Source organism: Aeromonas sp. 601027, assembly GCF_049174455.1.
In the GTDB taxonomy this organism is placed as follows: Bacteria; Pseudomonadota; Gammaproteobacteria; order Enterobacterales; family Aeromonadaceae; genus Aeromonas; species Aeromonas veronii_A.
Genome location: NZ_JAAKTN010000001.1, coordinates 731,885 through 743,672, shown reverse-complemented (window position 1 = coordinate 743,672; position 11,788 = coordinate 731,885). Strand labels below are relative to the sequence as shown.

The 11,788-nt window shown below is 58.1% G+C and carries 9 protein-coding genes and 1 pseudogene; 7 read left to right on the top strand and 3 right to left on the bottom strand.

Features of this window, described 5'->3' with window-relative positions; all coding sequences use genetic code 11:
• Positions 1–141: 141 nt before the first annotated feature.
• Together G5193_RS03185 and G5193_RS03180 are read right to left on the bottom strand one after the other, a co-directional pair.
• Complete coding sequence (locus tag G5193_RS03185; RefSeq protein WP_025201720.1) at positions 142–1,335, bottom strand: class I SAM-dependent methyltransferase; 1,194 nt, start codon at positions 1,333–1,335, stop codon at positions 142–144.
• A 110-nt stretch (positions 1,336–1,445) separates the two neighbouring features.
• Positions 1,446–2,876: a methyl-accepting chemotaxis protein gene (locus G5193_RS03180; protein WP_421204926.1), complete on the bottom strand. Its 1,431-nt coding sequence runs from the start codon at positions 2,874–2,876 to the stop codon at positions 1,446–1,448.
• 82 nt (positions 2,877–2,958) lie between these two features.
• Between G5193_RS03180 and G5193_RS03175 the strand changes: the two genes are divergently transcribed.
• Positions 2,959–3,231 (top strand): acylphosphatase, encoded by a 273-nt coding sequence (locus tag G5193_RS03175; RefSeq protein ID WP_194496408.1) that lies wholly within the window; start codon positions 2,959–2,961, stop codon positions 3,229–3,231.
• 15 nt (positions 3,232–3,246) lie between these two features.
• Entirely contained in the window at positions 3,247–4,113 is an 867-nt protein-coding gene (locus G5193_RS03170) for a CHAD domain-containing protein (protein ID WP_421204925.1), read from the top strand.
• Positions 4,114–4,249: 136 nt separating this feature from the next.
• Here G5193_RS03170 and metG read toward each other — a convergent pair whose 3' ends face one another.
• Positions 4,250–6,283 (bottom strand): methionine--tRNA ligase, encoded by a 2,034-nt coding sequence (gene metG, locus G5193_RS03165; RefSeq protein WP_026034905.1) that lies wholly within the window; start codon positions 6,281–6,283, stop codon positions 4,250–4,252.
• Between the two features lie 186 nt (positions 6,284–6,469).
• Between metG and apbC the strand changes: the two genes are divergently transcribed.
• The 5 genes and pseudogenes from apbC to G5193_RS03140 form a co-directional block, all read left to right on the top strand.
• Positions 6,470–7,552, top strand: a complete 1,083-nt coding sequence (gene apbC, locus G5193_RS03160) for an iron-sulfur cluster carrier protein ApbC (RefSeq protein ID WP_421204924.1) — start codon at positions 6,470–6,472, stop codon at positions 7,550–7,552.
• Positions 7,553–7,662: 110 nt separating this feature from the next.
• On the top strand, positions 7,663–8,307 hold the full coding sequence (gene udk / locus G5193_RS03155; protein ID WP_005345570.1) for a uridine kinase: 645 nt from the start codon (positions 7,663–7,665) through the stop codon (positions 8,305–8,307).
• Positions 8,308–8,370: 63 nt separating this feature from the next.
• Complete coding sequence (gene dcd, locus G5193_RS03150) at positions 8,371–8,952, top strand: dCTP deaminase (RefSeq protein WP_005336719.1); 582 nt, start codon at positions 8,371–8,373, stop codon at positions 8,950–8,952.
• 377 nt (positions 8,953–9,329) lie between these two features.
• Positions 9,330–10,799, top strand: a complete 1,470-nt coding sequence (locus G5193_RS03145; RefSeq protein WP_216950818.1) for an inorganic phosphate transporter — start codon at positions 9,330–9,332, stop codon at positions 10,797–10,799.
• 116 nt (positions 10,800–10,915) lie between these two features.
• Positions 10,916–11,538, top strand: a pseudogene (locus G5193_RS03140) (IS3 family transposase); the annotation flags it as partial.
• Positions 11,539–11,788 lie beyond the last annotated feature (250 nt).

Below are 11,788 nucleotides of genomic sequence, written 5' to 3'. Positions count from 1 at the left end.
AGGCAGGGAAGGAGGAGGAGAGAGAACACCCATAAAGCAGAGAGGGTGGTCAACGGAGCAAGGGGCTGGTCTATAGGCGTAAAGCAAAACAATCAGGCCCGCAAGGGGCCTGATTGATCACAAGAGGAGGGTGGTGGCCGATCAGCGGGCGCGTACCACCAGACCCTTGAGGTAGAAGCCTTCCGGATAGGCGGTACCGATAGGGTGATCAGAGGCCTGGGAGAGCAGCTCCAGGATCTGGGCATCGCGACCGGCATCAAGCGCTGCATCGGCAACGATCTTCTGGAACAGGCTCTGCTCCATCAGGCCGGAGCATGAGTAGGTCAACAGCACGCCACCCGGCGCCAGCAGCTGGAACGCCAGCATGTTGATGTCCTTGTAGCCGCGGCAGGCACCCAGCAGCTGCGCCTTGCTCTCGGCGAATTTGGGCGGATCCAGCACGATGACGTCGAACTTCTCGCCCTTCTCGCGATATTCACGCAGCAACTTGAACACGTCGTGACGGACAAACTGGGTGTTGCTGGTATCCAGCCCATTCAGCTCGGCGTTCTGGCGGGCGATATCCAGTGCATTCTGGGAGAGGTCGACGTTGACCACCTCCTTGGCACCGCCCTTGAGGGCATAAACGCCAAAACCGCCGGTGTAGCAGAAGCAGTTGAGCACCCGCTTGCCTTCGGTGTACTTGGCGGCAGCCTGACGGTTGTCCCGCTGATCCAGATAGAAGCCGGTTTTGTGGCCGTTGCGAATATCCACCAGGATCTTGACGCCGCCATTCTCCTCGATGACCACCGGCTCGTTCGGGGTCTCGCCATAGATGACGCCGGTGCGCTCTTTCAGCCCTTCCTTCTTGCGCACTGCCACATCGGAGCGCTCATAGATGCTGCACTCGGGGTAGAGGGTACGCAGTGCCTGCGTTATCAGCTCACGCTGGAACTCGGCACCGGCAGAGAGAATTTGGCACACCAGAAAATCGGCGTAACGATCGATGGTCAGACCCGGCAGACCGTCGGATTCAGCGGCGCAGAGGCGATAACCGGTGAGGCCCTGACGCTTGATGAGCCCGTCACGGGACTCTTGCGCATATTTGAGGCGACGGATAAAGAAGTCGAGATCGACGGTCTCATCCTTGTCGAAGGTCCAGACCCGGGCACGGATTTGGGAACTGCCCGACCAGGCGCCACGAGCGAGCCATTTGCCGTCATGGGTGAGGATCTCGACGGTATCGCCGTCAATGGGGTTGCCCTGAACCCGCTCAATCCCCTTGGAGAAGATCCAGGGGTGGCGACGCAGCAGGGATTTTTCGCGGCCTTTGACGAGATAGATGGAAGCGCTCATGGATGTTTGCCAGATGGTCAAAAGAAAAGGGGCCACATTCTATGTGGCCCGCAGGTAAAACTCAAACGGCCCGGTGCATCAGCGTGCCCGAACCGGATGTGACTGACAGATCAGATCCTGATCCCCTTGAGTGCCTGGGCCAGTTCGCTGGCTGTGGCTTTCAGCCCTTGCGTGCCAGCCACCGAGGCGCTGGCGGACTCTTCCACCTGCGCTGCTTCATGGCGCACCTGATCCAGATTGTGGGTGATCTCGGCGGCGACCGAACTTTGCTCTTCGCTGGAAGTGGCGATCTGGGTGCTCATCTCCAGCACCGCATCGCTGTGATTGCTCAGTTTTTCGATATCCAGCCCCACCTCGCTGATGAGCTGCTGGCTGCTGGCGGCGCGCCCCACGGTTTTCTCCATGATCTCGTTAAGGGCGCCGGTGCCGGTCTGCAGCTCTTCGATCATCTGCTGGATCTCCACCGTCGCCTGCTGGGTACGGCTGGCGAGAGTACGCACTTCATCTGCCACCACCGCAAAGCCGCGACCCTGCTCACCGGCACGGGCCGCTTCGATAGCGGCGTTGAGGGCCAGCAAGTTGGTCTGCTGGGAGATGGCGTTGATGACGTTGACCACCTCGTTGATCCGGTTGGCGTTGTGGGTGAGCCGCTCGACCGCGCCGGAGGCGTTGCCAATTTCGTCGGCCAGGGTACGGATCGCCTCTATGGTGCGGGCTACCCGGTTGGCACCATTGGCCGCCTCTTCGCTCGACTGGCGGGTCTGCTGCAGGGTGTCGTTGGCATTGCGCGCCACTTCGCGGATCGCCGCCGACATCTGCTCCATGGCAGTGGCCAGTGAATCCATGTGCTGGCGCTGGGAACGCGCCATGGTCTCGCCTTCGCGGGCATGGTCACGAAACTCGTCGGCGGCCATGGTCAGCGCTTCGGCAGACTCTTCCACCAGTTTGACGATCTGGTGCTGGCGGTCGGTAAAGCGGTCGATGCTGCCCGCCAGGGTGGAGAACTCGTCGCGCACCGGGAAGAAGTTGAGGCGGAAGGTGAGATCGCCGTCCGCCACGGTTTGCAACGCCTTGTTGGTGGAGTAAAGCGCACCGGAGACAAAGGTCATCATGTAGTGGATCACCAGCGCCATCAGGGCGGCCAGCGCGCCGATCAGGAGCAGGGTCGAGCCCTGCCCCTCCCACATGGAGAGGTTGCCGGTATCGAGATCACCGGTGACGTAGCCCGCCTGACCCGCTGGCGCGCTAAAGAGGTAGTGATCTCCTTGCTGCTGCAACCCGCTGCTGCCTTGCCGGGTGAGGCGCAGATCAGCAGGCAACACCAGAGTGGGCTGCTGGCTGACCAGCTGCGCCGTGGTCTCGACCCGTTGTTGCAACTGCGCTACCCGCAGGGAGATCTCCTGCTGATGGCTGGCCGCCAGCATGTACCAGCTGAGGAAGGCGATGATGAAGAGAGGTAACCAGAACGCGATATGGAATTTTTCACTGATGGTGAGGTGAATGAGATAGCGGTCAACCCACCGGAATTTAACTTCTTTCATAATGGAGCTGCATCCTGCAGAGATAGAGTGTCGGGCACATTATCGTCTCGGGAATTTTTTTCTTAAGCAGAAGGTGTGAGAAATGGGAGAGCAATCGTTTGTCATTCGGGTGTGGGGGCAGGTGCAAGGGGTCGGATTTCGCTACTTCACCCGTGAGCGTGCCTTGCAGCTGGGGCTGCGCGGCCATGCCTACAACCTGGAGGATGGGTCGGTGGAGATCCTCATCAGCGGGCCGACGCAGGGGGTACAGATGATGCTGGGCTGGCTGGAACATGGCCCGCGCACCGCCAGGGTGACCCGGATGGAGTATGAAGAGGCGCTGCCGCCCACCGGTCAGGGCTTTCACACCAACTGAAGGGGCGGAGACGAGATGGACGCTGACAAGGAAGGTCTGTTGCTGACTCAGGCAACAAGCTGGGTCGCCCGTTATCAGGAGGCGGCGCGGACGGTGCGCGAAGAGGCCAGTGAACCGGCCGTGCATGGCTACCGTATCGCAGCGCGCCGCTTGCTGGCGCTGCTCGCCCTGTGGCGGCCACTCACCTATCATCCCGAGCTGGAGCGGCGTCTGCTGCGCTCGGTCGGGCGGCTTTCGGCGCTGCGGGATGCTCAGGTTTACGCCGAGCGTTTTGGCAAGCCGCCTGCCAGCACGGGCAATACTCACAAATCGGCCTGTCGCGTACCCCTGTTGTCGCGGCGACTGGCCCGCTGGCTTGCGGCGGTGGCGCAGGTGCAGGATGCGTGGGCATTGGCGTTCCTCTATCAGCAGCATCTGGCCCTGCGCCTTGATGAGGCGCAGAGCGCTCACGATGAACCTATTCCCTGCGTTGGGAAATCTGCCAGCTCCCGTCAGCAACAGTTGCGCCGCTGGCATCGGCTGCGCCTCGAGATCAAGCAGGCCCGTTATGGCGTGGAACTGTTGCTGGATCTGGGGAGTGGAGATCCCGGCTGGTTGAGCACTTTGACTCACTGGCAGGAGCGACTCGGCCAGTTGCAGGATTGGCGTCAATGGCGGCGGAGGTTGCGAACAGAGCAGGGGAACACCTGCAAGCAGACGAAACTGCGGCAGCAGTTGAAGGGGAAGATCACCGCCCGTTTGTGTCAACTGGACTGCCAGCAGGCGGAGCTGGTGGCGCTCAAACTGGCGATGCTGGCAGGCCACAACATGAATGACATGCCAAGTCGGGTGGTCAGGTATTCAGAACAAAATGTATCGTCCACCAAGTCAAGCGGTGGATAGCCTCGAGGCCGCAATCTACGAAAGTCATCCGCGACCAGCATCTACAAAAACTATCCAAGCCAAACAGGTGAGACAAAAAAGAGAGGCCGTTTGGCCTCTCTTCTCTATCTGGTTGTGGTCGCAGTCAGCGATACGCTTACTTGACGCGCATGCCCGGCTGGGCGCCTTCCTGCGGCTCCAGGATCCAGAGATCCTTGCCGCCCGGGCCTGCAGCCAGCACCATGCCTTCGGACATGCCGAAGCGCATCTTGCGCGGCGCCAGGTTGGCCACCATGACGGTCAGCTTGCCTTCCAGATCTTCCGGATTGTAGGCGGACTTGATACCGGCAAACACCTGACGGGTTTCGCCGCCGATATCCAGTTGCAGCTTGAGCAGCTTCTCGGCTTCCGGTACCGCTTCGGCCTTCTTGATCAGCGCGACGCGCAGGTCAATCTTGGCAAAATCGTCATAGGTGATGGTTTCGCTGATGGGGTCATCAGCCAGGGGGCCGGTCACTTTCGGTGCCTGCTCTTTGGCCAGGTCTTCCTTGGAGGCCTCGATCATGGCTTCAATCTTCGCCGGCTCGATGCGGGAGAAGAGCGCCTTGAACGGTGCAACGGTGTGATCGACCAGCGGCATCTCGATGCCATCCCAGCTGAGGGTTTCGGCCAGGAAGGCTTCGGCACGCTCGGCCAGCAGCGGCATGACGGGCTTGAGGTAGGCCATCAGCACGCGGAACAGGTTGATACCGACGGAGCAAACGGCTTGCAGCTCGGCGTCAGCGCCTTCCTGCTTGGCGATGACCCAGGGAGCCTTGTCATCCACATAGCGGTTGGCCTTGTCGGCCAGCGCCATGATTTCACGGATGGCGCGGCTGAACTCGCGGCTCTCATACGCTTCGGCAATGGCGGTACGGGCATTGGCAAACTCGGCGTAGAGCTCGGGTTCGGCGCAGGTTGCCGCCAGCTTGCCGCCAAAACGCTTGGCGATAAAGCCGGCGTTGCGGGAGGCAAGGTTGACCAGCTTGTTGACCACGTCGGCGTTGACGCGCTGCACGAAATCTTCGAGGTTCAGGTCCAGATCGTCGATGCGGCTGTTGAGCTTGGCGGCGTAGTAGTAACGCAGGCACTCCGGATCCAGGTGGTTCAGGTAGGTAGATGCCTTGATAAAGGTGCCCTTGGATTTGGACATCTTGGCGCCGTTGACGGTCACATAACCATGCACGTTGACCTTGGTCGGCTTGCGGAAGTTGGCACCTTCCAGCATGGACGGCCAGAACAGGCAGTGGAAGTAGGCGATATCTTTACCGATGAAGTGGTAGAGCTCGGCGTCGGAGTCCGCTTTCCAGTAGCTGTCAAAGTCGATGTCGCCACGCTTGTTGCACAGGTTCTTGAAGGAAGCCATGTAACCGATGGGGGCATCCAGCCAGACGTAGAAGTACTTGCCCGGGGCGCCGGGAATTTCGAAACCGAAGTAGGGGGCGTCGCGGGTGATGTCCCACTGCTGCAGGCCGCTCTCGAACCACTCCTGCATCTTGTTGGCCATCTCTTCCTGAATGGCGCCGGAGCCGCGCACCCACTCAGAGAGCCATTTTTCAAACTGTGGCAGGTCGAAGAAGAAGTGCTCGGAGTCCTTCATTACCGGAGTCGCGCCGGAGACGGCAGATTTCGGATCGATCAGCTCGGTTGGGCTGTAGGTGGCGCCGCAGCTGTCGCAGTTGTCGCCATACTGCTCCGGAGATTTGCACTTGGGGCAGGTCCCCTTGACGAAACGATCCGGCAGGAACATGGATTTTTCCGGATCGAACAGCTGGGAGATGGTGCGGCTCTTGATAAAACCACCATTTTTCAGGCGGCCATAGATCAGCTCCGCCAGCTCACGGTTCTCGTCGCTGTGGGTAGAGTGATAGTTGTCAAAGCTGATGTTGAACCCGGCGAAATCGGCCTGGTGCTCCTTGGAGACCGCGGCAATCATCTCTTCCGGGGTGATCCCCATCTGCTGTGCCTTGAGCATGATCGGGGTGCCGTGGGCATCATCGGCACAGATGAAGTGCACCTGATGGCCGCGCATTCGCTGATAACGAACCCAGATATCGGCCTGGATATGTTCCAGCATGTGGCCAAGATGGATGGAGCCATTGGCATAGGGGAGGGCGCAGGTTACCAGCATTTTACGAGGATCAGTTGCCATATTACGTTCTTGATGTGCTTGTTGGGATGATAGAGTGCCGTGCATGTTACCCGAATTGGGGGTAGCCTGCCTAGGGTTGTGGCTATGCCAACCTTGGCAGCACCTGCCGTTATGATGGCAGGCAAGCCACTGATTTGTGTGTGGTAACCGTTCACCTCAAGATAATGACAAGATAATGAGGAGTTAATGGTGATTGATTCAGTAAAACAGATCCTCGCCGAATTTAAGCCAGCAGGCTGGCACAAGGATCTGGTGGATGCCGGATTCGTTCGCGAGATCATCAATCAGGGTCAGGGGCTTACTATCCGGCTGGTCTTGCCGTTTGCCGGTCTCTCGCTGCTCGATCAGCTCAAAGAGAACTACGATGCCAGGCTGCGTAGTGCCACCGGCGCTGCCCGTATCGACTGGGCATTGGAGATTGACGTCGCCAGCATGCCGCGGGCGCAGGGCCTCAATGCCGTGCAGGGCATTCGCAACATCATCGTGGTTGCTTCCGGCAAGGGCGGGGTAGGCAAGTCCACCACCGCAGTCAATCTGGCGCTGGCGCTGCAAAAAGAGGGGGCGCGGGTCGCTATTCTCGATGCCGATATCTATGGCCCTTCCATTCCCACCATGATGGGCACCCTCAAGGAGCGCCCGGTCAGCCATGACGGCAAGCTGATGGAGCCGGTGATGGCCTGCGGCCTCAAGAGCAACAGCATCGGCTATCTGGTCTCCGAGCAGGATGCCACCATCTGGCGTGGCCCGATGGCGAGCAAGGCGCTGGCGCAGATCCTCCATGAGACCCGCTGGGGCGAGGTGGATTATCTGGTGGTAGACATGCCGCCGGGCACTGGCGATATCCAGCTCACTATGGCTCAGCAGGTGCCTACCTCGGCGGCAGTGATCGTCACCACCCCGCAGGATGTGGCGCTGGCCGATGCCCGCAAGGGGATCGCCATGTTCAACAAGGTCAATGTGCCAGTGCTTGGCATCATCGAGAACATGAGCTACCACGTCTGCAGCGCCTGTGGTCATCATGAGCCGCTGTTTGGTACCGGTGGCGGCCAGAAGATGGCAGAGCAGTATCAAGTGGCACTGCTTGGTCAATTACCGCTGCACATCGATATCCGCCAACACATGGATGATGGCTGTCCGACGGTGTTCGGCGCACCGGAAGGACGCCTGGCTCAGGCCTATTTGAAGCTGGCGCGCAGGGTAGGGGCTGAACTCTTTTTCAGCGCAAAACCGATTGCGACCCCCCTCTATGCCATGGCGCTGGATGAATAATCGGCGGTCGGTCACTTGAAAGGGAATTGAGGGTGGGCATGACCCACCCTTTTTTATATAATGGATCGGTTTAAACCATCCCCACTGCTCTTCTCTTTTAGGTATTTGTCATGTCTGATACTCAACATTCGTGTGTGATCATCGGTATTGCGGGCGCATCTGCGTCTGGCAAAAGTCTTATAGCCCAGACCATTTATGAAGAGCTGGTGGCCGAACTGGGCGCAGGTCAGATTGGTGTGATCACCGAAGATTGCTACTACCGTGATCAGACCCACCTGACCATGGAAGAGCGGGTCAAGACCAACTATGACCACCCCAATGCCTTGGATCACGACTTGCTGGTACAGCACCTGAGCCAGCTGGTCAAAGGTGACGCGGTAGCCATTCCCCAGTACTCCTACACCGAACACACCCGGATGAGCGAAGTGACCCCGTTTGCGCCGCGCCGGGTGATCATTCTGGAAGGGATCCTGCTGCTGACCGACAGCCGTCTGCGGGATCTGATGGATGCCTCCATCTTCATGGACACCCCGCTCGACATCTGCCTGCTGCGCCGTCTGGTGCGTGATGTGCAGGAGCGTGGCCGTACCATGGACTCCGTGCTCAAGCAGTATCAGAAGACGGTGCGTCCGATGTTCCTGCAGTTTATCGAGCCGTCCAAACAGTATGCCGATGTGATCGTGCCCCGTGGTGGCAAGAACCGCATCGCCATCGACATGCTCAAGGCGCGTATTCGCCACATGTTGATCGGTTAAGATGAAACAAGCCGGGTGATGCCCGGCTTTTTTAAAAGCACAATTTGTCAGGAGAGTCGCCCAATGCGTCTGTGTGATACCGATATTGAACGCCATCTGGATGAAGGCAAGATCGTCATTGAGCCACGGCCCGGGGTAGAGCGGATCAGTGGTGTCAGTGTCGATGTGCTGCTGGGTAACGAGTTTCGGGTGTTTCGCGATCATACCGCGCCCTATATCGACCTGAGCGGCCCGAGCAGCGAGATGGCCGATGCCATCGATCGGGTGATGAGTGACGAGATCCATATCCCCGATGGCGAAGCCTTCTATCTGCACCCGGGTCAGTTGGCGCTGGCGGTGACCTACGAATCCGTTACTCTGCCTGCCGATATCGTTGGCTGGCTGGATGGCCGCTCTTCACTGGCGCGCCTGGGTTTGATGGTGCACGTGACCGCGCACCGCATCGATCCGGGTTGGTCCGGTCGCATCGTGCTGGAGTTCTACAACGGCGGCAAGCTGCCGCTGGCGCTGCGCCCGAAGATGAAGATCGGCGCCTTGAACTTCGAGATGCTTTCCGGCGTCGCGGCCCGTCCCTACAACAAGCGGGAAAATGCCAAGTACAAGAGCCAGCAGGGCGCCGTCGCCAGCCGCATCAATCAGGACTGATAACTGGCAACACAGCAACGATTCAAGGGAGCACAAGGTGCTCCCTTTTTGCATCTGGAATCAAACGGATATGGGATTGATGGTGCTGGTCGGATGAGATTGGTGGGGTAGGGGCGTTTTATCACCAATTTTGCCTGTTTTTATGTCATAAAAACGTCATAAAAATGAAATCATTGGCTTAATTGTCAGCTAATTTTGCCATTTCCTGCAATCATTGATGGCTTTAATTAATCGATGGCAAGCCGCATGAGGACTGGCTCTAGGATATTTTTTTCCAAAAAGCTCTTTTTTTTTATGGCTGAAATATTTCAATGGTGGCTATGGTGTTGGCCGCCATCTGGCATAATCCGCCGCAACTCATAAACAGGCTTTTTTTTATGTTTGAAATGTTTAGTGGTTTGGGTTTGTGGTGGTCAATCGGTTTGGTATTGGCCGTTTTTTTTGTGCTTGCCTATGAATTTATCAACGGCTTTCACGATACCGCCAACGCGGTAGCAACGGTTATCTATACCAAGGCGATGCCGGCTCACCTGGCGGTTGTCGCATCGGGGATCTTCAACTTTTTTGGCGTCATGTTCGGCGGTCTGGGGGTGGCTTATGCCATTGTCCATCTGTTGCCCATCGACCTGCTGCTTGGGATGGACTCCACCCAAGGGTTGATCATGGTCTTCTCCTTGCTGTTTTCCGCCATCGTGTGGAACCTGGGCACCTGGTTCTTCGGGATCCCGGCCTCCAGTTCACATACCTTGATCGGTTCCATTCTGGGGGTAGGCGGCGCCTATGCCTGGATCACCCATAAACCGGTGACAGAAGGGATCAACGTGGGCAAAGCGATCGACATCATGCTTTCCCTCATCATCTCTCCCACCATAGGTTTCATCATCGCGGCGCTGCTGCTGCTGGCAATGAAACGCATCTGGACCAGCAACAAGATCCACAAAACACCGGAAGAGCGTCAGCTGGTGGATGGCAAGAAGCACCCGCCGTTTTGGGCGCGTCTGACCCTGGTGGCATCGGCCATGGGCGTCAGCTTCGTGCACGGCTCCAACGATGGCCAGAAGGGTATCGGTCTGGTGATGCTGGTGCTGATCTGCATGGCACCCGCCTATTTCGCGCTGGACATGAACAGCCGCTCTTATGACCTGGATCGGACCCAGGATGCCAACCAGCGCATCATGGAGATCTACCAGCGCAACCAGTCCGCCCTCTCTGGTGTCATCAACTTCTCTGCACCGGCAACGGCTCAGGAAGAGCTGATGACTCACTGCTCCGCCGATGGCGTGCTGCAGGCGATGGCCACCCTGGATGCCCGTCTGGGGGCTGTGCGTACTTATGATCAGATGAGCCTGACCGACCGTCGCGAAGTGCGTCGTCTGCTGCTCTGTATCGATGACACTGCCCGCAAGGTTGCCAAGCTGCCGCTGCCCGCCAAGGAGCTGACCGACCTGGCCAAATGGCGCAAGGATCTGACCGCGACCGCTGAATACGCACCGACCTGGGTGATCGTCTCCATCGCACTGGCGCTCGGTTGTGGCACCATGGTGGGCTGGCGTCGTATCGTCCATACCGTGGGAGAGAAGATCGGCACGACCGGCATGACCTACAGCCAGGGCATCGCGGCCCAGATCACGGCTGCGACCTCCATCGGAGTCGCCAGTCTGACTGGTATGCCGGTGTCCACCACCCACATCCTCTCTTCTGCGGTGGCGGGGACCATGATTGCCAACAAATCCGGCCTGCAGAGCCAGACTATCAAGACCATCCTGATGGCCTGGGTGCTGACCCTGCCGCTGACCATGCTGCTCTCCGGCGGCCTGTTCATCGTCAGCCATCATCTGTTTGGCTAAATGCCAATACCATATTCGATAAAGGGCCTGCGGGCCCTTTTTTGTGTTTCCTGTCCTCTCCTGAATACGGTTTACACCTTTCCCCCCAATAAATGAACAGTCCTATGGGATAAGGTGTGAAACGGACACCGCGCGATGACTCGCTGACGTTTAAACTGGCGTTGGTCGAACAGATTGAAAAAGGCGAGCTCAGCTGCCTGCAAGCACAAGCCCGATATGGCATTCAGGGCAATTCGACCATTCTGGTGTGGTTTGCGTAAACATGGTTGGCAAGATTGGAGCCTGAGGTATCTGTACCCGCCGGCAATAGCATCACCATGCCTGACCCCGACAAACAGACGCACCAACAATGTATCAAAGAGCTCGAGCAGCTGGCGCTGATAAGCCTGAAGGCCCAAGTCGTCGATGTGCTGAAGAACGACTAGGCGTTTCCATCGTAAAAAAGCGACCCGACAAGTCCTCTCGCAGCGGCAGGTCGAGAGGCTGACCATTGTCAGGGCTTGCCTGTTTCTGGGAATAAGCCGGCAGGCTTTCTACAAGCGCAATCGGGTTGCGGACGGACATCTAAGCTCAGGGGCTGCAGGTGGTGCGATTTGTGCGTCAGGTTCAGCTGCGACAACTGCAGGTCGGCACTAGCAAGCTGCATTATCTGCTTCAGGGTCAGGATGATGCCTAGTTCAAGGTCGGGCGGGACAGGCTGTTTCGGATATTGGCCGAGTACCGCTACTGGTGCAGCCCAGTCTAGGGTTTCCTCGTCGCGCAGTAATGCCGATTAATCCCTGTTTGTATTGTGTATGCACTGAGCGATGCTTTGCTGTTATATGCCAACAGACTAGAAATCGAATATCATTTTTAACGAGTCGGAAGATAGAATGAAAATCTTGAGCCGGTTTAGCAAACCTTTACGACACAGACACAGTTTGCTGTCGCCAAGCTCCCGGTTCAAACAGAGGAGAGAGTCATGAGCCAGTCTGTGGCTTGGTCAATGC